Source organism: Metabacillus sp. KJ11-3, assembly GCF_055808295.1.
Genome location: NZ_CM147865.1, coordinates 1,293,846 through 1,316,752, shown reverse-complemented (window position 1 = coordinate 1,316,752; position 22,907 = coordinate 1,293,846). Strand labels below are relative to the sequence as shown.

Below are 22,907 nucleotides of genomic sequence, written 5' to 3'. Positions count from 1 at the left end.
AGACAGACCGTTAGTAACATCAGGCTTTATTCAATATTTGGAACAAATTAATGATCCAAAATTAAATAAAGTAGCTAGACATTCTAAAGTCTCGTCTCCACTTCTAAAAACCTAGGTTTAAATCCAGCCTCTAAATCTCGACGCTTCAGCCATTTTCCTTACTCCTACCATGTAGGCAGCTAAACGCATATCGACCCTGCGATTTTGACTTGTCTCGTAAATATTATTAAATGACTTAACCATCACGTGTTCAAGTTTTTCATCTACTTCTTCCTCAGACCAATAATACCCTTGATTATTTTGAACCCACTCAAAGTAAGATACAGTTACACCGCCTGCACTTGCTAATACATCTGGAACTAGCAATATTCCTCTGTCAGAAAGTATTTTTGTTGCTTCAAGAGTTGTTGGGCCATTGGCTGCTTCTACAACAATACTTGCACGAATATTTGCTGCATTATCCTCTGTAATTTGATTTTCAATTGCTGCAGGTACTAAAATATCACAATCAAGCTCAAGTAGCTCTTTATTTGTAATCGTATCATTGAAAAGCTTTGTTACTGTTCCAAAGCTGTCACGACGATCAAGGAGATAATCAATATCCAATCCATCCGGGTCATGCAAACCACCATACGCATCTGAAATCCCAACGATTTTAGCTCCTGCATCATGCATAAATTTAGATAAATAGCTACCAGCATTTCCAAAGCCTTGCACAACAACTCTTGCACCTTCAAGGTTAATTCCCTTTTTCTTTGCAGCTTCACGAATACATATCGTTACACCCTTAGCGGTAGCGGATTCACGACCATGTGATCCTCCTAAGACAAGTGGTTTACCTGTGATAAATCCAGGAGAATTAAATTCATCTATACGGCTGTATTCATCCATCATCCATGCCATAATCTGGGAGTTTGTAAAAACGTCAGGCGCAGGAATATCTTTTGTAGGACCAACAATTTGACTGATTGCTCGAACATAACCGCGACTTAAACGTTCTAATTCTCTAAATGACATGTCTCTTGGGTCACAAACTATACCGCCCTTACCTCCGCCATACGGTAAGTCAACGATACCACATTTTAAACTCATCCAAATGGAGAGTGCTTTTACCTCTTTTTCTGTTACATTCGGATGAAATCTTATTCCACCTTTTGTCGGGCCAACTGCATCATTGTGTTGAGCTCGGTAACCCGTAAAAATCTTCACAGATCCGTCATCCATACGAACCGGTATCTTCACTGTCATTAATCTAATTGGTTCTTTCAATAATTCATATACTTCTTCAGGATATCCAAGTTTGTCAAGAGCATTATGTATCACCGTTTGAGTTGATTTTAACACATCTAATTTATCATTTTGTGCATCGGTGTTTTTCTCGGCTACCATTAAAGTTAACCTCCTAAATCTAATCAGTAAATGAAAGAATGTCCACCTTTCATGACATAGTATACACTTTCAAGACACTTATGCAAAGAAGAAAAACGATAATTATTAGAATTTCATCACAAATATGAAAACGATACCATACCAGGAAGAATATAAAACATTGTTGTAATCGTAACAATTAAACTTTATCACATACAATTAAAGGTGAATTCAACCAATTTGGTCTCATTGTTCTTCTTTAGAGAGACCTAAGGTTAAACTCACCATACCAATAATTTATTTATCCAAAAAGTAATGATATATTTCCTTCATTGCGTTTTCCTCTACGATAATTTTACCATATTCTTTTAATCTATGGACTGTTAAAGTTGAGGGGCTTCCATATTCAGCTAAGATCGAAACAAGATCATCAATATCAACTGGCTGTTCGTCATTTAACAATAAGTAAAAACGTTCTTGAAAGTAAATAACCATACCGTCATGGATATTTTGACGGTTTGTGTAACGTGAAAGTTGAATTAACGCTTCGAATGTTTCAAATTCGAAAATAATATCAAAACTTTCATCCACTTTCACCTGCATTTCAATATATTCATCCGAAAAATCATTGTCAAGCTCCTCGGTTTCAAGGGCTTTTGTGACGATGACGACCATCCCTTGAGCATGAAGCGAATACACTTCAACTGCAATAGGTCCATTCACCTCAAAACCCAGTTCAATACTGGCTTCATTCATCATGTCCCTGAATAATTGATGAACTTTCAATGAATCCTTCCACAGGTCATCTTTAGTTAAACCTCTGTCTCGTAAGTCATCTGTTGTTAAAAAGATTTTTATTTTATCATAGTTCAGTCGCTCTAGCCGCATCCCATACCCTCCTGCCTTGAGACCGCTCTATATAAATCATAGTATGATTTTTAGATAAGATGGTTCAAAAATTTTTCAGACCGTGTAGATGGCGATGTGTCTTTTCTTTGTCATTTATTTCTAGTCTCTCTTTTAACCACCTTTCCCATTGTGGTTTGCCATCACCAACTAAATACCTGTTATATGGTTCAAGGATAGGGGCTGTTACTTTACTAAACGCCTTGCCTCCAATTCCTATTTTTAATCGATTAAATCTTTCTGAAAGATGATCAACAAGCTCCAATGTTTTCTTTACATTTTTAACCAATGTGCAAGACAAAAATAAAAAATCCGGTTTCACTTCTTTTAAGACGATATCAATATCTCCCTCTGCAATACTGCCGCCAAGGTAAATGACTTCAAACCCTTTCCTTCGTAAAAATAATGTGAAAATTAACAAACCTAATTCATGTGTTTCATCTGGTCCACAAACAGCAATTACTTTAGGGAGGAAACCAGCTACTGGGAATGTGTGTAAGATCATTCCTATACGGGATCGTAAGAAAGAAGAAGCAAAATGTTCGTGGGCAGACGTAATTTTCCCTGTCTCCCATTTGTCACCAATCTTCACCAATAGTGACCCCAATATGTCAATAACAACCTTATCCACTGAATAGAGGCTAAATGCATCATTTAAAAGATCATGTGCCTTATTTTCATCAAATTGAAGAAGCGCATGGAGAAGCTCGTCCATTAAGTTCAATGATCGATCTATCGGTTCTTCTCCGTCAACTATTCCAACATTTTCGTCTAATAGAACTTGGTTTGTTTCAAGTAAATTTACAGCTTGACTTATAGAGAAACCATTATTTACTTTACTGATCAACCATTTAAGTATTTTTATATGGTCATCAGTATATAAGCGATGTCCGGATTCATTTCTGACAGGCGCAATCATGTTATATCTTCTTTCCCAGGCTCTTAATGTTCCAGCTTGAATGCCAAGCATCTTTGAAACTGCCTTTATATTGTATTTTCCTTCATGATTTGTCACAATTAATCCCCCATAAAAAATCTATAAACAAAATTATATCGAATGTTTTATTTTGTGTAAACTTTGTATAACAATTGAACAACCATGCTTAAGAAAGCATGGTTGTCGTCTACGTATATAAGCTTATTTATGACCTTTCCTCGTCAAATGAAGATAATGAGCCTCTGCTGGAGCTCCTAATCTTAGTGGTAATGCTGTTGTTCCATATCCATTACTAACTAAAAGGGTCGTATTCCTTAGATGATGTAATCCTCCTTTTTTATATAAACCAAAACCAAGAAAGCGGATTTGTCCACCATGAGTATGCCCACTTAGCACTAACGAAATACGATCTTTTTGACTAATTTTGTGGTAAATATCCGGATTATGACTTATTAATATTCGAAAGTCCGTTTCTGACTTCTTAGGATCATTCAATGCCAAATCTAATCGATCTCTCTCACCGCTCATATCTTCTACACCTAATATAACTATTCTTTCGTTTGATGATGATGGAAGCTCTTTATATGTATTCTTTAAAACACATACATTATTGTTTTCTAAGAGCGTTTCCAGTGTTTTTTGGTTAACTTCATAATCATTGTTTCCGTACACAAAATAAACAGGGGCCAACTTTTTTAGTTCTCGTATATTCTGTTCCACCCTGGAAAACGGAACACCTGATTCAGTTAAATCTCCGCCAATTATTACAACATCAGCTTGATTTGGCATTTTCCCCAATAATTCATCTGAAACTGTTCTCCTATGTATATCAGATATAAAGAAAATGTTCAAAGAATCCAAATGTGTCGGGAATGTATCAAATTCAATATGATGAATCGTTACACGATTTTCTTTTGCTTTCAAATACATGACGATTATCATCAGAATAACAAAGCTCATTACGATGACTAACAATACTTGGATAAGTTCCAACATCATCATCTCCCTTCTTGTACATGCAATATACCCATTATATATTAGCATTGCGACTTACCGCCAAGAATGGCAGAAGTCGATGTCATTACTTATACTTTTATCCTTTATATAAACAAAAAAACCTTCGTTTCAAAAATTCGAAAGAAGGGAGAATTATCGGTTTATTACTTACTTTCATGAAATAGATTTATATCAAACTCTTTTTTCATCATGGTAAAAACTTCGTGTCTATTTTGCCACTGTGCGGGCTGTGGCCATAGTTCTGTGCTTTTTCTAATCACTTCACATCTTAAATTATGATACTCAGTTTCTGCTTTGTCTTCTTTTTTCTTAAAATATTGGGCTGTTGCATAACCTGCTACAATAAACAGGATAAAAAAGATATGCATTTCATTATCAAATATCATTTGAAGAACCACATCCATTTGTCCACCGGCTGGTTTTATAATAAATGCATAAAGATACACGATGAACCCCATTATTAAGACAAACGTAAAAAATTGAGTTCTAAAACATTTCATTTTATATTTTTCAAACTTGCGTTTACGGTCAACCAAATGATCGAGCATCTGTTTTGTCGGCTCATCAGTATGATTCCTTAGTAATTGAATACTTGGTTCGATTATGCTCACTTCCCCTCATACAACGAAATACGATCTATTACATTGTATGAGGTCGTCCATATAGTTATGAGCTTATCATTAGGTACTTTTCTTTATTTAATAGGAATTTTTAATAATTGACCTTCGTATATCTCGTTTCCGGAAAATTGATTATACTGTCTAATTATTTCTTCTCCGGAGCGGTTATTATAATACTTTATAGCTATGCTGAACAGTGTTTCGCCAGCTGCCACTTTATGTGTTTTAATCTCACTATATTGCTTCTCACTACCTTCTTCATTACTCTCTGATTGAGTCTCTTGATTGGTAGTGGTACTCGTTGAATTGACAGTTTCTGACTCGTTTTGTTTTTCTTCTTTTTCGATAGTAGGAGCAGATTCCCCAACAACCTCGTTTTCATCACTTGGGTCAGAGTTCCCCTTAGTTTCTGGTTCAATAACCTCATTATCGTTCTGTGATTGTTCTGTTTCAATTGATTGATTATCAGGCTGTTTAATTTTAGGAATATATACTCTATCTTCTCCTACATTCAATTTATCAGTCGAGCTTTCATCCTCTTGTGAGCCATAGTAAAGGTTTAAAGACAAAATAAGTATTGGAAGCAGGATAAAAAATAAGGCCAAAATGCTAATAATAGGATATTTCAATTTTGGTTTGTTTTTTTGTCTTTACCTTTATGAATCTCACTTCGTGGGGGATATTTCCCATTTTCCTGTTTGTATTCGTCGATCATCCTTGTTCTTAAACCTTCAGCTTGATCTGATCGTTTTTCATGATCATTCATATGTTTTCACCTCTCACATATTGCACCCTTATTTGAATGGCAAAGATTAAATCAATCAAAAAATGAGCTAAAATGGTTGTATAGAGGTTCTCCGTTATTTCATAAACAACTCCTAATAAGAAACTAATTGATATAACCATAATAAATAAAAGCCACTTGGAAAGATATCGAAAATGCAAAACAGCGAAAATGAGGCTGGCAATCCATAGTCCAAGATGAGTTTGAATGACACCTCTAAACAAAATTTCTTCTGAGACTGCAATTAAAGCAGTTAAGAAAATAATATGTGGAACAGACCTTTTTTGAAAGATTTTTTCATTTATACCCCCATCATCAACAAGGTCCTTTGGGGCTAGTTTAAAGATGATAAAATCAACGATAATAACGAAAAAAGCAGTACCTATTCCATAATAGAAAAATTGCAAATCTTGTATATAAAAAAGCTGTAAAAATTCATATACATCATGAAATAGAAAGACCCCCAAGACAAAAGAAAAACAAATCAGTAATAATTGGGTAAAATATAAATTTTGAACAATTTGCTTATCTGTTAATTGTTTTATTAGCTCATTCTGGTTTTTAAACAAATCTTAATCACTCGCCTTGCAAAAAATCAACTTTAATTCTTCTTGCCAATTTAAATCTTGCTCTTCAATATTATTTTGTTCTTCTTGATAGCAGTCAAAATCAATTCCACAAGCATCACAACAATTTTTCACTTGATCAATCAGGATATCATCAAAATAGGCAAGCAGTTTTTTTCGTTTACATCCTTTATCCGTTAACCACTTAAACATATCTGTTAACTTTTGTTGTTTTATTGCTATTCTATGTTCAATTTTCTGCCAAATGGTTGATATCATTTGTTCAGTATCCATGGAAGAATTTGAAAGATTTTCATAAGCATATTCTACATATCTCCATTGAGTTTCCGTTAGACCACACCACTGTTGAATGAATTCAAAGGAAGGTTCGTGCTTGTTTTGCAAAAAGTGAATCGTTCTGCTTAAGTCATCATATGAAGGAAACTCAGATTCAACTAATGACTTAGGTATTTCATAATCCGTATCGGTTATTAATGTGATGGCAACACTTTTATGACCGTCACGACCTGCTCTCCCGATTTCCTGCATATAAGACTCTAGCTGAGAGGGAAAATGAAAATGTATAACATAACGAATATTCGCTTTGTTAATCCCCATTCCAAAGGCATTTGTACAACATACAATATTTAATTGATCATACAGAAATTGTTGTTGAATTAATATCCGTTGTTCTTGATCCATACCACCATGATAATAAGCAACCTGGTCCATTCCGGATTCGATTAGGATATGTGCCAGTCTTTCCGTCCAAATTCTGCTTGAACAATAAATAATTCCCGGTCCTTTAAAAGCATGCACAATTTGTTGTAATCGATTTATCTTATCATCGATAGATTGATGCTTTTCGACCGACATAGCAATATTGGGACGGTTGATAGAGTAAATAAATGTATTAACATCATGATTTAAACAGAGAATTTGCCGGACATCCTCTAATACCTGCTTAGTAGCTGTCGCTGTTAATGCCAAGCAAGGAGGATTATGAAGCTTCTCCCTTAGTTCACCCAACTTAGAATAATCCGGCCTAAAATCATGCCCCCACTGTGAAATGCAATGCGCCTCATCCACGACAAAAAGTGATATATTTGCTTCTGTTAATGCCTCTATCACATAATCAATTTGTAAAATTTCCGGAGAAGCATAGATGTACCGGTACTTCTTTAGTTGTTTTAAAATCTGTTTTCTTTTCATGAAAGAAACCGAGCTATTTAAAGCTACCACGCTCTTTTCACCCCTCTGTTTGATTTGCTCTACCTGATCTTCCATAAGAGACAGCAGAGGTGAGATGATAAGAATTGGTCCTTGTAGTATATAGCCAGGCAGTTGATAACAAAGCGATTTTCCTCCGCCTGTCGGAAGCATTGCTATCACATCTTCTCTTTGAATAACTGCTTCAATAATCTCTTTCTGACCTGTACGAAAATGCTTGAGATTAAAATGTATGTGAAGGACGTCCTCTAATTGCTCAATCATTTTCTCCTCCCATTTAAAGCAAACGCCAGCCTTATTTGAAAATAGCTATATTTATGACCTAAATATTCTTTAACTTTTTTTAGCTGATGTGTTTGTAACTCTTCAATTGCTTTCATTATTTTATTGTAGTCATTTTCATGCAAAAAAAATGATGGATAATATTGAGGATCATGTAATGTTAATTCAACAATATGATCCTCGATTGTACTTTCTTTTAATTTCCTCATAATAGCTATTTCTTTGATGTTCTTTCCCTGTAAAACAAATGATCTTGTCACTTTAGTTGAGGTCGTCAATGCAGCCTGATTAGCTTTATCCTTAATGATAGTATTTAAAATTTCAAAGCTATTTTCCCGGCTTTGTTGCAATTTTATAATGGAATGAATGATATTCCAAAACACCAAATATACATAAAATGGATCCTCATCATGCTTATATGCGATTTGCTCAAAAGTTAGCCCGATTTTCTTGCAGGATGTCAGTCTTTGAACAACAATTGTTGCTTCTTTAGAAGTGTGCAGTTTCAAAACAGTTTCAAGTTCTTTATAAAGCTTTTCCGTTAAAACTTCCCTTTGTACATTACCCTGCTTTAAAAATCCCTTTACCCATTGTAGTTCTTCCGGGTTTTTTGTTATGGGTAAATACCCTTTCCTTCCGTATGTCAAGTTTGACACTACTTGAACTAGCAAAGACAATCTTTTCCAAAAAACCCTGCTTACATCACCATAATGCCATCCATCCAGTGAAGAAGGTATTGGTTTTTCTTCAAGTTTTTTCAAAAGTACTTCTTTCCCTTTAGGTGTTATGAAGCAAAGATTATCGGGCAAGATGTCAATAAGTTCTTCTTGATTGAGTAATTCCCATGCTGCATCGATTTGCTTCCTAGATAGTTTAGGAATTAATCCAAACAAATGAGTAAGATTAAAAAGTTTGCCATCTTGAATCGTTTGTGAAGATTTTTTTCCTTTAAGTAAATGATAAATAGCGGAGACTGTTCTTTCTCCATTTAGTTGGTTAACACAATTAAGCAAAACTGTATGAAAATAATCTAGCTTCATTATACCACCCTACAATGTTTGACAATATTCGATTACATTCTCTATTTTAACAAATTTAAGGACATTCGTTTACCATAATTACTCTTAACACACATCAAATAGCAATACATTTGTCAAAAAAATGTGGAATTTCAGGACTTCAATGGAGTAACAGAAGAGTTTTTTATTGAAAAGTCGAAAAATCCGATTTACAATACTATGTAGGGCAAAGAGAGAATGATGATATTCAATGGAATTCACTCATTTAATCAGTAATACCATATAATAAAAAATATGGTATGATTTTTTCAGGAGGTTGTATAATGGCAAAATACACAATTGTTGATAAGGATACATGCATCGCATGTGGTGCTTGTGGAGCAGCAGCACCGGATATTTATGATTATGATGACGAAGGTATTGCTTTTGTAACATTAGATGATAATCAAGGGATTGTAGAGGTACCAGATGCCCTTGAAGAAGATATGATGGATGCATTTGAAGGTTGTCCAACCGATTCAATCAAAATCTCCGATGAGAAATTTGACGGCGATGCATTGAAATTTGAATAATTGTATGTAAAAAAGATGGCTTATGGAACTGATTCATCCTTCCCTTATAGAACTGCTAAATTCTCTATAAGAAGGATGTGGGATCGGTTTCAAGCCATCTTTTTTTCAAAAGGCTCTTTTCTAAAAGATTGTTGTTTTAAATAAGTACTTTAAAAAAACTAAATAGGGTTGATTTGAACGGATATGCGAGACTCCTGTGGGAGCTGTGGGACAGGTGAGACCCCGCAGACGCAAAGCGTTGAGGAGGCTCACCGCCCACCCCACGGAAAGCGAGCAGCCTGGAGCTCAAATCAACAACCTCTACACTTATTACAAAGCAACAATGTTTACGAAAACAGCCTTTCAAAAAAACTTTTCATTATTTTTATTATTTATTTATGACTAATACCTGCTCCGGATAAATCTTTTCCGAAGTTATATCATTAATCTTCTTAATAGCCTCTGGACTAGTACTAAATTCTGCTGCAATTGATTGTATTGTATCCCCTGGCTGCACCACATAATTTGCGCTGTTTTTTATAAAAATAGTCAGTTCCTGATTTGGATAAATCACGTCATTCTTCAGATTATTCCATTTTTTTATAGATGAAACGGATACATTAAATGTATCTGATAATCTCCACAACGTATCACCTTTCACAACTGTAATCACATTTTTTTGTGCGTTTTCTTCATGTTTATCGGTAGTTGTTTTTGACAAACTGCCCTGCGCATTTGTTTCAACTGTTTCATTGCCACTATCTTCAGCGTAAACAGTTTGTTTTCCATCCTCTTTAAATACAAACAATGGATCTACTGCATGTTCCTTTTCAAAAGTCCATTCCCCTTTATGTAATTCAAAGTGCAAATGTGTTCCGGTTGAGACTCCCGTATTTCCAATTATACCAAGAACTTGTCCTTTTGTTACTTTTTCTCCTTGTTGAACATTTCTTTCCCTTAAATGTGCATAGACTGTTTCATAACCTTCAGGATGTTGGATAAATACAACATGTCCGTATGTGTCTGAGTAATATGATTTCACTACTAAACCTGAAGACACTGAGATAATTTGTGCTCCTTCAGGTGCAGCAATATCAATTCCCTTATGTTTTCCATTACGAGTTCCAAATGTATCCGTTATTGTTCCTTTAACAGGTTGAATCCATGTGTGCTCGAGTTCCTTTATGTGTGACTCTGCCTTTGCACTATTAGTAACAACTAAAAATAGACCAAAGAAAATACAAATCGTACATACAAAAAGATTTTGCCTGGATTGCATTCTTGTCCCCCATTTTTGTTTTTTTTGACTATTTTCTTACGTTGCTTAGCTTGTAACTATGGAAAAACAAAGTACAAATTTAAGGATTTACCATTTTGGAGGAGCATATACTATATTTTTCTTTTGGAGATATCCCGGATATCTAAAAAAGAGACTCAACTCCTGAGTCTCTTAATCATTCTCATCTATAGGATTAGGTGAAAAAGGTACTTCTAATGGTCTTGAAACATCCATTACACCAATTTCTTTTTCTTTTGTACCATTGAATTGAACGGTTTCATATCCAAAATCTTTAGCAGTTAATAAAATAGATTCTAACATAATAATACTTTCTTCATTATTTTCGACATTTGCATTTTGCTTAAAGTCAATTTCTAGTCGCTCTCCATCTTCTTTAATGTCAATTTGCCCTATATGTTCCTGGATAGAGGGTTTTAGTTCCTGCTCATCAATTCCCTTTTTCATTATGGCTATTGCCTCTTCAATTGTCGGAAGCGATTCCGGGGACGGGACAAGTAATTTTGCTTTTGACTCATCATACTGATATACAAGATATGCTTTATTCCTCGTTTCTGTAATTTCTAATTCCTCTTCTTGACCATAATTGCTAAATTCAATTCCCTCTACACCATTTGTGAACAAGTTTGCCTTTTTATATCCCAACCATCTAAATGTTTCAATTATAGACTCTTTATAAGCAACTTCAGAACCAGATCCTGTGATACTACCATTATCAGATTTATAATTAATTATAATTTCATCATTGTTTTCTTCCTCGAGATCTGTATTTGTCAATGCTATTCTTAAAGGTCCAAGTTTTTCTGCAAATTTGTCTGGATTGAATGTTTCAATTTGATCAAGTTCTTCCTTTCCCGCTTCCTCCTTGAAACTGACCGGTATAATGTTTTGTAAACTCTCATCTGTTAATCCAACTGTTATAATATTCGCAGAATCATCTGCATCTGTTACAAATGTTTCCTGTTCAATTTCCTTTCTGCTAAGTTCAACCTTTTCATTATTCCGATCTTCTGCAATTGATGATTCCGCCATTTGAAGTTCTTGCCCGGAATTGTTTTCAGCTTTTGTTGACTCTGAGGAAGAGGTCGATGCCATATCCATTGCATTTTCCTCATTTGTACTTGTAATACTTTGAAAGAGCAATGGTGATATTAAAGCTAAAATAAATAATACGGCAATTGTGGCAACAGTTGGAGCAACCCAAATTCGCCGTTTCTTTTTATATTGAACTTTGTAATAGATATTTTGATATAATTCTTTTTTGCTTTGTCTATCTCTAACAGAGGGTAGTTGTTGTAAAAGTTGCTGAAGTTGCTCCTCATTCCACTCCCGTTTTTTCAATCGAAAGTCCCTCCTTTTCCGTAAGGTTGATCATTTGTTTTTGTAATTGTTTAATCGCCCGATGTTGAGTTGTTTTTACTTTACTCACAGACCAACCTAAAACATCCGCCGTTTCAGTTATTGACATCTCTTGAATATATCGCAAAATAATAACAGCGCGTTGGTCAATGGAACAAGCATTCAAGGCACGATATATCCATTGAACCTGTTCATTTTGTATAGCAATTTCTTCAGGTAGCGGCTGTCCATCATCTTCAATTTGATGTTGGTCCCATTCAAAACGTTCTAATATTCTCTGCCGAATCGTTTTCTGCTTTCTAAACCAATCAATTGCAACATGTCTCGCAATTGAAATTAGCCAGGTTTTCTCGCTGCTTCTACCTTCAAAACGATCATATGATTTCAGGACACGAATATAAACTTCTTGAACTAAATCCTCCGCTTGTTCACGACTTTTCACCATATAAAACAAAAACTGAAAAAGATCGTGATGATATTTTTCATATAGTTGGTGAAAGGTATCCTCCATGAATAACCCTCCATTCATTTGTTTAGTCGAAAAAAATATAGTAAAGTTGCACTTTTAGTAAGTTGAAATATATTTGAAATATATATGTAATAATCGACAACCACTATCTTCTACTTTAACATATTGGAGGTAAATCTATTAGTCTAATTTCCAATAAAAAATCGCCGGAACCATTTTACTAACATGGTTCCGGCGATTTTAGTTATGGTCTATTGTTTTTTAAAAAATCGATAGTATTTTTCACTGTTTTTCTTTCGGATTTGTTTTAAAAACAAGTGCACTTCGTTCATATTCTACATCTTTTACGCCTAAACGGAAATTTATTACTCTAGCAACAGCAAAAAGATAATCTGATAATCTGTTTAAATATTTGAGGACCACTTCATTAATATTCATTTCTTTTTGAAGTGAAACCGTACATCTTTCTGCTCTTCTTGTGACAGTTCTTGCGATATGAATGACAGCAGCAGCATTGCTTCCACCTGGTAAAATAAATTTTTCCAATGGTGGAGCTTCTTTTACATAATGGTCGATACGCTCTTCCAGTAAAGTAACCATCTCTTCTTTTGCTTTATATGGATACTTTTCTTTTACAACTGCTAAATCTCCTCCACAATCAAATAACTCATGCTGAATTTTCTCTAACTCCTGATAAATATCTTGAAATATTGGATCTGAAAGGAATGTCATGGCTTGACCAATAAAGCTATTCGCTTCATCTATTGTTCCATATGCTTCTACGCGTAAATGATCCTTATCGACTCTTCCACCAATTATACTTGTTTTTCCGCTATCTCCAGTCCGTGTATACAAATTCACAATGATCACACTCCATAAATTTTGTAGAATTCAATTAATGGGAAATCTCTTTATTACCAGTTATTTAGAATTTCAGCTGATTTTATAAAAGCTTATTATCCACAAAATTTTGATAATAAGCTCATATATCATGTGTTTAGTTGTTTCGCATGGAACAAGATTGTTCGTCAATTTTATTCAGATTCCAGCCTTTTTCGAGGTAAAAAGAAGCTAAATGTCGTTCCCTCGTCTAATTTACTATGGACACTTATTTTACCTTTATGTGCTTCAATAATATTTTTTACTATTGCTAGACCCAGACCTGTTCCGGCTCTGCCTCTAGTTCTTGCTTTATCTGCTTTATAGAACCTTTCAAAGACAAATGGCAGATCTTCCTCAGGAATTCCAGAGCCGGAATCTCTAACATGTATTATCACACCGTCTGTATGATCTTTAACCTCAATGACAACTGAACCCTTTTGTCCTGTATGGCGTATTGCATTATCTATCAAATTTGTTAAAACTTGCTCAATTCGATCCGGATCCATTACTTGTGTAGGTTCTTTAATGTTAACTTCTGTTAAAAGTGAAATGTCTTTTTCTTTTGCAAGCCCTTGAAACTTTCGCCCAACCTTTTCAACAAAATCATTCAATGATATTTCTTCTAAATTTAATGTAATATGACCTGCTTCCATTCTAGCTAAATCAAGCAGGTCATTTACCAATCTTCCCATTCTCAAAGATTCATCATGAATTACTTGTGCAATATCCTTTTTCTCTTCTTCTGTGCTGGCAATATCATCGACAATTGCTTCACTATATCCCTGCAGCATTGAGATTGGGGTTCTTAGTTCATGGCTCACATTTGCAATAAAATCTTTACGAAGTTTATCCAGTCGCCGCTCTTCTGTCATATCACGAAGTACAGCAACAGCCCCACGAACATGTGATTGATTATATAAAGGAGTCATTAAAATAACCCAGCTTCTACCTTGAATGATGATTTCAAGCATTTGTTCTTTTTCAGTACTCACTACTCTTTGGAACAACGCTTTCATATCAGAGGGAAGCTCTCCACCAGATTCTACGTTTATACCTTGTTCATAATACCAAGATGTAAGGAATCTTTCAGCAGGTGGATTCGTTACTAATATAGTTCCATCAATATTTAAAGTAATAACACCATCAGCCATACTGCTTAAAATGTTTGTTAAATGTTCTTTTTCCTGGCTAAGAGCGTTAATATGAAACTTGAGCTGCTTCCCCATTTGATTAAAAGCAACACCCAATTCTCCAATTTCATCATTTGACATGATAGGAACTTTTGATTCAAATTTTCCTCTTGCTAACTCTTGAGCTACCTCTCTCATCTTTCTTAATGGATAAGTAATCCTTGTTGATAAGAAAAATGCAAAAATCGTTGTTAAAATAATGGCAATTCCAGCCGCTAGAATAATGTATTTTGTCGTTTCTTTTGTTGTTTCATGTACGGCTTTAAGAGATTGAGAAATAAACACAGCACCTGTCTTGGTTTCTGACACCTTATAGGGTAGTCCTACAATAAGAACTTCATCTTCCCCATTAGCAAAAACATCATTTGGCTGCTCAAGATTTGTTCGTTTACTAATTTTTTGCTGCTTTGTTAATGGTAGTGAAAGCTCATCATCTTCTTCAATGTCTTCCATTGTTAAATGAGGTAATTCTTCATCTTTAATAGGTGAATTCGAAACGTTATTTTTGTTTTCTACAATAATAATATGAGTAAGTTCATCAGCTAATTCCCATGAAATGGACTTTGCAAGCTCCTGATCTTCATGACTTTCAATAATCAAAGACACTTTAGTAGCAAGTTGTGTGAGCTCATCCTCAGCTTTATCTACATGATAATTTTCGATAAACTCAAGCATTAAAATCGTTAAGACAAATAAAACAAAGGAAACGAGCAAAAGAATCGTTCCCCATAGCTTTCCAACTACACTTCGCCACAAAATCATGTATTGCTTACCTCAAATTTATATCCGACTCCCCAAACTGTTACAATCATTTTTGCAGCCTCAGGTGAAACTTTGCTTAATTTCTCTCTCAATCGCTTTACATGGGTATCTACTGTTCGTAAATCACCAAAAAATTCATATTGCCACACTTCTTTTAATAACTTTTCACGATCATAAACCTTATCAGGAGTTTTTGCTAAAAAGTATAATAACTCATATTCCTTAGGTGTTAAACTAACCTCTGTTCCATCTGCCGTGACACGGTGTGCATCATGATCAATTGATAAATGCGGAAACACAATCACATTTTTGGCTGTTGTTTCGGTTTTTAAAAATGACGTTTGGGAAGACCTTCTAAGTAATGCCTTTACTCGGAGAACAACCTCTCTGGGACTAAAAGGTTTGACAATATAATCATCTACACCTGCTTCAAAACCTTGAACACGATTTGCCTCCTCCCCTTTTGCAGTCAGCATAATTATTGGGGTTGCTTTTTTATCACGTAATTGCTTACACACTTCTATTCCATCAATTCCTGGCATCATGACATCTAGCATAATCAAATCATATTCATTATTTAATGCGAGCTCTAAAGCTTCATCTCCATTTTCAGCTTCTTCAATTTCATAATTTTCTCTTTCAAGATACATTCTTAATAATCGACGAATTCGATCCTCATCATCTACGACTAAAATTCTGGCAAATTGGTTCTCTTCCATAATAAGAACCCTCCTTCATAAGTAAGTTTTTTCTAAGGGTGATGATTTCATTATGTATAAAATAAAATTTTGGCATGGTTCTTTTAAAATAAACCCTACAAACAAACACAAAGCCTTCACTGCATAGAGTGAAGGCTTTGATAGCAGTGTTTATACTAATTGTACGCTAGTCACACATTTTTATCTACTTTTGAAATAAGTTGTAGTTTTTTGCACGATTATGCGTACGAATGTAAGCCTTGCAATTACTAAGTTAACAAAAATAAGGTTAAACATGATGATGGCAAATCCGACAACGGCCAACCATGCTGATTTTTCACCGTGCCATCCCTTGGATAAACGGAGATGTAAATAAGCAGCATAAAATAACCAAGTAATCAGTGCCCATACTTCTTTTGGATCCCATCCCCAAAATCTTGTCCATGCAATTTGCGCCCAAATCATTGCAAATATTAATGCTCCCAATGTGAAGACAGGAAAGCCTATTGCGACTGAACGATACCCAATTTCATCGACCAGGTCAAGGTTTACATTTTTGGTAAACGGCTTAATTACTGCACCCAATCGTTTACGTAAGATCAGACGGAGGAGACCATATAGAATAGAACCAATAACTACTGACCAAATGACCGTGTTAAGCTTGCTTGCAGAAATGATTGCAGGCATTTCAACAAAAGGTTCAAATTTCCCATCTGTTATGAGTTCCCCTTTATGCGGACCAACTAAAGCTGGTAAATTGAAAGTCATAACTGCTTCTTGATCATTTTTATCAATCCAGTTAAAATCGGCTTGATAATCCATTCCCCTGAATGTGCTAGTGACAATAATAAAACCTAACGTCACAACTAATACATACATGATAAATTCCAACCAAAACGTTTTCTTTGACGATTTTGTTTGATCAACAACTGTTACTAGATGGATTATTCCGGCAACAGCACTTATGGCCAAGATAGCTTGTCCCAATGCAGCCGTCGTTACATGAATATACAACCAATGACTTTGTAATGATGGTATTAACGGACTTATATCATTGGGAAACATACTACCGTAAGCTATAATTAACACAACGATTGGAAGAGTAAACAAACCTAAAATGGCTACTTTATATATAAAGAACAATATAATAAATGCCAGAACAAGCATCATACCGAACGCTGTCGTAAATTCAAATAAATTACTGACTGGTGCATGTCCTGATGCAATCCACCTTGTAATAAAGTAGGCAAGTTGTGATACAAACCCTAATATAGTCGTTACCATTGCAGCAATTGTCCACTTACTTATGTTCTCTGATTTATTGCGCTTATCTCGAATTGAACCGCCGAATAAGAAAATGGCAATTAAATAAATAATAAAAGCTATTTCAAGAAATGTACTACTAAGTGATGCCAAAATTCTCCCTCCTTTACTTATTCTTTTTCTTTTTGATCTTTCGGTGCAGAAAGTGAGGTACCTTCTACAACAATCTCAATCTCTTTAGCTAATCCATACCAATTTTTATTTGTATGTCCTGCTATTAAAATTTCATCATCTTGTTGTTTTATCCATATGCGACGGTGATTCCAATACATACCTTGTATCACACCTAGCATGAATATAGCTCCACCTAGAGCAAGAATCCACAAGGTTAAATCTTTTCTCACTGTCAAAGCAGTTAAGTCCTTTGTTTCAATGCCTTCAAATTTCATCTTGTACTTATTTTCACCTGATGGCTCAATTGTTTGCTGGATTGCTACAAAACTTGATTCACCTTCTGGAGTCTGAGGTGTATACATTTTGAAAACAAATGCAGGATTATTTGGAATTCGTGTTTTAGTTGCAGGAACTCCTTCTTCGTCAAAATAAAAGTCAGGTAAATATGTAGAAATTTCTACCTTATTTCCACTTCCAAGATCATATTCTTTTTGAGGATCTAAAAGATCAACTTCTATTTGACCAAGGCTTTCCTCTGTTTCCTTATTTAATAAACTAAACGTCATTTTATTTAATTCATTTAATTTATAGTCAACTTGGTAGAGAGAAAAGGAATCAAATTTCAACGGTTCATTTACCCTTATTTCTTCTTCTTTTATTTTATTTAACTGCGGCTCTGCACCGTGAACAATTTCCCCTTCTCTTTCATAGAGGATAACGTTAGATTGGAAGTTTTTCACAACGCTTCCATCACCTACTCGGGTAATCGCTTCTTCAAACACTTTGTTTTCTTTATCTTTCTCATAAACTTCCATAATAAAGTCTTTGTTTTCTAAATAGTAGCGTCCTTCCGTACCTGGAATAACAGCCGTTTCACCTTCTCTAACCCAAAGAACTTCATCAATATACATGCCCGGTACGAACCGCAGCATTGCTCCAATTAAAAAGATAATAAGTCCACAGTGATTTACATAGGGGCCCCATCTAGAAAAACGGCCTTTTTCAGCTAAAAGGTTCCCATTTTCCTCACGCACATGATAACGACGGGAAGCAAGACGTTCTTTTACTAGTTCGAGATCATACTCATTTGTTTTAGTTGAGCTAAATAATCGTTGGCGCTTCATAAAATTATGGTGTCTTGATACACCTTGTTTTTTTAATGCTCTATGTAACGGTACAAATCGGTCCAAACTAGCAATGACAAGAGAAATACCAATCGATGCAACTAATATCATATACCACCATGAACCGTATAGATTATGAAAACCAAGTTCATAATATAGTTGACCCAGTATTCCATATTCATCTTTATAAAATTGACTTGCTGTCACTGAAGGCGGTATGTACATTTCTTGTGGGAAAACGGTACCTAATGCCGAAGCAAGCAAAGTTAAAAAAATTAACCATACACCAACTTTTACTGATGAAAAGAAATTCCAAATTTTATCAACAAAGGTTCTCTTATACGTTTGAGATCGTCTAGCAGAACCTTCGTACTTCATATCCAATAAGTGTTTAGTATCTTTTTTCTCTTTATCTCCCAGCGGATTTCCACATGATTCACATAAAATAGTACCTTCCGGATTTGCGTGACCACACTCGCAATTGACCTTATTCATGCTGAAAACTCCCCATTTTAAGGTTTAATCTGTTCCATATAATCTCTGATCATTCTTTCTGTTAAGGTTCCTGAAGTAATATCAACAACTTCCCCTTCAGGATTAATCATAAAGGTCGTCGGTAATGGGCCGACTCCGTAAGCGTTTAACACTTGACGGTCCTTATCGAGAAGTATAGGAAAGGTTAATTCATGTTTGTTTACGAAGCTTTGAACTGCAATATTTGATTCAGCAATATTGACAGCCAAAACCTCAACTCCATGATTTTTATAATACTCGTATTGGTTGTCCATATACGGCATTTCCCGCTCACAAGGCTTACACCAAGTTCCCCAGAAATTTAAGAAAACGCCTTTTCCCTTATAGTCAGATAGCTGATGCTCATTTCCTTCTAAATCTGTTAAAACAAAGTCTGGAGCTTTTGAACCTTCTTTCACCTTTTCCTTACTAACAAAAAAGTTTGAATACAGCGTATATCCCAATGCACCAATTAATAAAATTAATATGATAGAGCGCATAAGTAAACGTTTTTTTTCATTTACATACTCCCCTACTTCTTGAACATTCTAGGTCATTATAACACTATCCAAATCCTTGGAATAATCTATATTTTGAAGTTTATGTGAAAATTACTGAGTCTGTTTCCCATGTTGGGCAAGGGCTCTAAGCTGTTTCACTTCGTGAGGTGATAGTTCTCTGGAATCTCCAGTTGCTAAACCGTTTAAATTGAGAAATGCAAATTTCTCCCTTTTCAACTTTACTACCTGATGTCCGATTGCTTCAAGCATACGTCTGACTTGACGATTTCGTCCTTCATGGATCTTTAATTCAATGATGCTAGTTTGTTTCTTTTTATCAACTGATAATACCTTTACTTGTGCAGGTGCTGTTTTCCCATCTTCAAGTTGTATTCCACGTTCCAACATTTTAATCTTATCTCTCGCTGGGATTCCCTTAACTTTTGCTACATAGGATTTTTCCACCTCATAGCGGGGATGCATAAGAATATTCGCAAATTCACCATCATTGGTTAATAATAATATACCGGATGTATCGTAATCCAGCCTGCCAATAGGATAAATCCTTTGCTTAATATATGGAAAAAAGTCAGTAACAACCTTTCTGCCCTTATCATCTTTTACAGCCGAAATTACTCCTGTTGGTTTATAAAGAAGTAAATAAACAGGTTCTTCACGTTCAAGTGGGATACCCTCAACTTCAACCCGATCCTGATCTGTTACTTTTACCCCCAATTCTTTCACTACTTTTCCGTTTACTTTTACTTTTCCATCTACTATTAATTCCTCTGCTTTTCGTCTAGAAGCTATACCAGCATGAGCAATTACTTTTTGTAAGCGTTCCATCTCGGTCACCTCGATAACATATTACTGTTTTCTCTATTTTTTCACAAGTATCGACAATAAAATACCCTTTATTCATTTGTCAAAAATGTGCTTACTCATCATACCATAATTTTTTCAGATGTTGTAATTTACGTGATGATGCTAAAAAATAATTTTTCTCTCTATTAAAAATAAAAAACTTGGCATCCACCAAGTTTTGTAATCTGCTATGAAAACATAATTGTGACAATGACAATTGCTGCGATTATCCCAACTAAGTCTGCCAACAACCCAACCTTTAAAGCATCTCCCATTTTCCTGATTCCTACCGCTCCAAAATAAACTGTAAGCACATACAATGTTGTATCTGTACTACCTTGCATTGTCGCAGCCAACATGCCTATAAAAGAATCTGGTCCATATGTTGCAATAATATCAGAAGTTAATCCTAGCGCAGCCGTTCCTGATATTGGCCGTATGAATGCCAATGGTACAATTTCTGCAGGAATATTCAAAACTTCCAATGCAGGTTTCATAAAATTCATTAGAAACTCTAATGCTCCTGATGCACGGAAAACGGAAATAGCAACTAACATACCTACTAAATAAGGTATGATTGAAAAAGAAATACTAATTCCTTCCTTACCACCTTCTACGAAAGTTTCATATGTTGGTACCTTTTTGATTGTTCCATAAATCAGAATAAAGCCTATGATAACCGGTATGATCCATAATGATATAATGCCGATGAGTCCCATATTCAATCACCCTTTTCTCTTTCTCCTATAATAGAAGAAACGATCTATTAGAATAGCTCCTAATGTTGAAAGAAATGTTGCAATCAATGTAGGCCCAACGATACTGGTAGGTGATGAAGATCCATAGGTCATCATTATTGCAATAACCGTTGTAGGAATCAATGTTAAACTTGACGTATTTATGGCTAAGAATGTGATCATGGACCTACTCGCTTTGTCAGATCCACCATTTAATACTTTTAACTGTTCCATAGCCTTAATACCCAGGGGTGTAGCAGCATTTCCCAAACCAAAAAGGTTTGCCATCATATTTGAAAGCATATATCCCATTGCAGGATGTTCAGGTGGCACTTCAGGAAATAATCTTGTTACAATTGGCTTAAATAAATTACCCAACTTCTCTAATAAGCCAGCCTTTTCTGCAACTTTCATCAGCCCAAGCCAAAAGACTAAAACACTGATAAAACCGATCGCAATCGTAACAGCTTCTTTTCCTCCTTTAAATATGGCTTCATTTACTTCATCCATCGTTCCATTAAACATCGCAAAAACAATTCCGATAACCGTCAACATCACCCAAATGATATTAACCATAATGTTTTACCCCAACAGATGCAAAAAAGATATTTCTAAACATGTCCCAGAACGAGCCTTTTGGTTTTTCCACATTTCCATTGTCAAAGTAGATAGGAATGTTGGCAATTGACTTTTCGTCAATTTTAATTGACATTTCACCTACAACATTTGGTACCTTTTTTACATCCTCCCAATCTTTTTGGGGTTTTTGTAATGAAATTTCAATCTTCACCTTTTCTTGCTCTTCTTTGCTTAAGGGATACAGAACATTTCGATCTATGAATACATTCCTCTTATAAAAGTCGTGTTCAATCCCATCTAGTGTTCCTTCATTCTTTAACTTGACTAGCTCATAATTGCTAAAAGCAAAATTGTGTAAATTCATATGATCCTTCCAATCATCCGGATCATTTAACGTGACAACGATGGTGCTAAATCCATCTTTTGATGCAGTTGAAACCAATGTTCTTTTTGCCCTAACAGTATATCCTGTTTTTCCACCGGTACTGTATTCATAAAGGGTTGTTAAAAGTTTGTTCTTATTATGCCAGACTCTGTCCCATTTTTCGTTAGGATTTGGTGCCCGGTGTGTTTCAGTACCCGATATCTTTTGGTAAGTGTCATTTTGCATAGCATACTTTGTTAATATCGCCATATCATAAGCTGTTGAATAATGATTTTCATGATCATCTAATCCATGAGGATTTGCGAATACTGTGTTTGTCATTCCAATTTCTTCTGCCTTTTGATTCATCATTATCACAAATCCTTCTAGACTACCCCCAACATGTTCAGCGATCGCTACAGCAGCATCATTTCCAGATCTGAGCATAAGTCCGTAAACCAAATCCTCAAGTTTAATTTTTTCCCCTTTTTGCAAATAAACTGAAGATCCTTCTGCCTTGAGCGCTCTCTCACTTACTGTGACCATTTCGTTTAATTTACCGGATTCAACCGCAAGGATTGCTGTCATTATTTTTGTAATGCTTGCAATTCTCATTTTTTGATGTGCTTGTTTTTCATATAAGACCCTTCCAGATTCTTGATCTATTAAAATGGCAGTTTGAGCACTTACACCAATACCGGAGGTCTGCTTGGGTATACATGCAAGTAATAAGATAATGATGAAAAACACTGTTGTTATTTTCTTCATGTGCAGCATAAAGCAACCACGTCCCTTACTCGTTCGTTTTGTACAAGTTTATGCACGTGGACAAAGCTTATGAATGAAAAATGA

At 35.1% G+C, this 22,907-nt stretch carries 23 protein-coding genes and 1 pseudogene; 1 reads left to right on the top strand and 23 read right to left on the bottom strand.

Annotation, left to right across the window (positions count from 1 at the left end; translation table 11 throughout):
• Positions 1-117: 117 nt before the first annotated feature.
• The 10 genes from AC0L8O_RS06830 to AC0L8O_RS06785 form a co-directional block, all read right to left on the bottom strand.
• The gene (locus AC0L8O_RS06830) at positions 118-1,389 is read right to left on the bottom strand and encodes a Glu/Leu/Phe/Val family dehydrogenase (protein WP_078432755.1); all 1,272 of its coding nucleotides are present in this window, start codon (positions 1,387-1,389) and stop codon (positions 118-120) included.
• Positions 1,390-1,665: 276 nt separating this feature from the next.
• On the bottom strand, positions 1,666-2,256 hold the full coding sequence (locus tag AC0L8O_RS06825) for a genetic competence negative regulator (RefSeq protein WP_473447073.1): 591 nt from the start codon (positions 2,254-2,256) through the stop codon (positions 1,666-1,668).
• A 64-nt stretch (positions 2,257-2,320) separates the two neighbouring features.
• Positions 2,321-3,289, bottom strand: a complete 969-nt coding sequence (locus AC0L8O_RS06820; protein WP_473447072.1) for a MerR family transcriptional regulator — start codon at positions 3,287-3,289, stop codon at positions 2,321-2,323.
• A gap of 123 nt (positions 3,290-3,412) precedes the next feature.
• Entirely contained in the window at positions 3,413-4,207 is a 795-nt protein-coding gene (locus AC0L8O_RS06815; RefSeq protein ID WP_473448732.1) for a metallophosphoesterase, read from the bottom strand.
• Between the two features lie 164 nt (positions 4,208-4,371).
• Positions 4,372-4,839, bottom strand: a complete 468-nt coding sequence (locus tag AC0L8O_RS06810) for a YpbF family protein (protein WP_473447071.1) — start codon at positions 4,837-4,839, stop codon at positions 4,372-4,374.
• An 83-nt stretch (positions 4,840-4,922) separates the two neighbouring features.
• The gene (locus tag AC0L8O_RS06805; RefSeq protein ID WP_473447070.1) at positions 4,923-5,477 is read right to left on the bottom strand and encodes a LysM peptidoglycan-binding domain-containing protein; all 555 of its coding nucleotides are present in this window, start codon (positions 5,475-5,477) and stop codon (positions 4,923-4,925) included.
• Complete coding sequence (locus AC0L8O_RS06800; RefSeq protein ID WP_473447069.1) at positions 5,474-5,614, bottom strand: hypothetical protein; 141 nt, start codon at positions 5,612-5,614, stop codon at positions 5,474-5,476. The genes AC0L8O_RS06805 and AC0L8O_RS06800 overlap by 4 nt, the downstream gene beginning before the upstream one ends.
• Positions 5,611-6,201 (bottom strand): lysostaphin resistance A-like protein, encoded by a 591-nt coding sequence (locus AC0L8O_RS06795; protein ID WP_473447068.1) that lies wholly within the window; start codon positions 6,199-6,201, stop codon positions 5,611-5,613. Before AC0L8O_RS06795 ends, AC0L8O_RS06800 begins: the two co-directional genes overlap by 4 nt.
• 3 nt (positions 6,202-6,204) lie before the next feature.
• A complete protein-coding gene (locus AC0L8O_RS06790) occupies positions 6,205-7,692 on the bottom strand; it encodes a RecQ family ATP-dependent DNA helicase (RefSeq protein WP_473447066.1) in 1,488 nt (495 codons plus the stop codon).
• Positions 7,689-8,750 carry a YpbB family protein gene (locus tag AC0L8O_RS06785; RefSeq protein ID WP_473447065.1) on the bottom strand — a complete coding sequence of 354 codons (1,062 nt, stop codon included), beginning with the start codon at positions 8,748-8,750 and terminating at the stop codon, positions 7,689-7,691. The genes AC0L8O_RS06790 and AC0L8O_RS06785 overlap by 4 nt, the downstream gene beginning before the upstream one ends.
• A gap of 302 nt (positions 8,751-9,052) precedes the next feature.
• On the opposite strand from AC0L8O_RS06785, the gene AC0L8O_RS06780 reads away from it, so the two are divergent.
• Positions 9,053-9,301 carry a ferredoxin gene (locus AC0L8O_RS06780; RefSeq protein ID WP_026560247.1) on the top strand — a complete coding sequence of 83 codons (249 nt, stop codon included), beginning with the start codon at positions 9,053-9,055 and terminating at the stop codon, positions 9,299-9,301.
• A gap of 367 nt (positions 9,302-9,668) precedes the next feature.
• Here AC0L8O_RS06780 and AC0L8O_RS06775 read toward each other — a convergent pair whose 3' ends face one another.
• The 13 genes and pseudogenes from AC0L8O_RS06775 to AC0L8O_RS06715 all read right to left on the bottom strand — a co-directional run bounded on the left by AC0L8O_RS06775 (position 9,669) and on the right by AC0L8O_RS06715 (position 22,832).
• Positions 9,669-10,559, bottom strand: coding sequence for a M23 family metallopeptidase (locus AC0L8O_RS06775; RefSeq protein ID WP_473447064.1), 891 nt, complete (start codon positions 10,557-10,559; stop codon positions 9,669-9,671).
• A gap of 171 nt (positions 10,560-10,730) precedes the next feature.
• Complete coding sequence (locus AC0L8O_RS06770; protein ID WP_473447063.1) at positions 10,731-11,918, bottom strand: hypothetical protein; 1,188 nt, start codon at positions 11,916-11,918, stop codon at positions 10,731-10,733.
• Entirely contained in the window at positions 11,896-12,447 is a 552-nt protein-coding gene (sigX, locus tag AC0L8O_RS06765; protein ID WP_026560250.1) for an RNA polymerase sigma factor SigX, read from the bottom strand. Before sigX ends, AC0L8O_RS06770 begins: the two co-directional genes overlap by 23 nt.
• Positions 12,448-12,687: 240 nt before the next feature.
• Positions 12,688-13,266: a cob(I)yrinic acid a,c-diamide adenosyltransferase gene (locus tag AC0L8O_RS06760; protein ID WP_473447062.1), complete on the bottom strand. Its 579-nt coding sequence runs from the start codon at positions 13,264-13,266 to the stop codon at positions 12,688-12,690.
• Between the two features lie 173 nt (positions 13,267-13,439).
• Entirely contained in the window at positions 13,440-15,239 is a 1,800-nt protein-coding gene (locus tag AC0L8O_RS06755; protein ID WP_473447061.1) for an ATP-binding protein, read from the bottom strand.
• Complete coding sequence (locus AC0L8O_RS06750) at positions 15,236-15,958, bottom strand: response regulator transcription factor (protein WP_026560253.1); 723 nt, start codon at positions 15,956-15,958, stop codon at positions 15,236-15,238. The genes AC0L8O_RS06755 and AC0L8O_RS06750 overlap by 4 nt, the downstream gene beginning before the upstream one ends.
• Positions 15,959-16,176: 218 nt before the next feature.
• Positions 16,177-17,353: pseudogene (gene ccsB, locus AC0L8O_RS06745) on the bottom strand (c-type cytochrome biogenesis protein CcsB).
• A gap of 17 nt (positions 17,354-17,370) precedes the next feature.
• Positions 17,371-18,993 (bottom strand): cytochrome c biogenesis protein ResB, encoded by a 1,623-nt coding sequence (gene resB, locus AC0L8O_RS06740; protein WP_473447060.1) that lies wholly within the window; start codon positions 18,991-18,993, stop codon positions 17,371-17,373.
• 17 nt (positions 18,994-19,010) lie between these two features.
• Entirely contained in the window at positions 19,011-19,511 is a 501-nt protein-coding gene (gene resA, locus AC0L8O_RS06735; RefSeq protein WP_473447059.1) for a thiol-disulfide oxidoreductase ResA, read from the bottom strand.
• Positions 19,512-19,622: 111 nt separating this feature from the next.
• Positions 19,623-20,357, bottom strand: a complete 735-nt coding sequence (gene rluB / locus AC0L8O_RS06730; RefSeq protein WP_473447058.1) for a 23S rRNA pseudouridine(2605) synthase RluB — start codon at positions 20,355-20,357, stop codon at positions 19,623-19,625.
• A 206-nt stretch (positions 20,358-20,563) separates the two neighbouring features.
• Positions 20,564-21,094, bottom strand: a complete 531-nt coding sequence (locus AC0L8O_RS06725) for a spore maturation protein (protein ID WP_473447057.1) — start codon at positions 21,092-21,094, stop codon at positions 20,564-20,566.
• A 6-nt stretch (positions 21,095-21,100) separates the two neighbouring features.
• The gene (locus AC0L8O_RS06720) at positions 21,101-21,688 is read right to left on the bottom strand and encodes a nucleoside recognition domain-containing protein (protein WP_026560259.1); all 588 of its coding nucleotides are present in this window, start codon (positions 21,686-21,688) and stop codon (positions 21,101-21,103) included.
• The gene (locus AC0L8O_RS06715) at positions 21,681-22,832 is read right to left on the bottom strand and encodes a D-alanyl-D-alanine carboxypeptidase family protein (RefSeq protein WP_473447056.1); all 1,152 of its coding nucleotides are present in this window, start codon (positions 22,830-22,832) and stop codon (positions 21,681-21,683) included. Before AC0L8O_RS06715 ends, AC0L8O_RS06720 begins: the two co-directional genes overlap by 8 nt.
• Between the last annotated feature and the right edge of the window lie 75 nt (positions 22,833-22,907).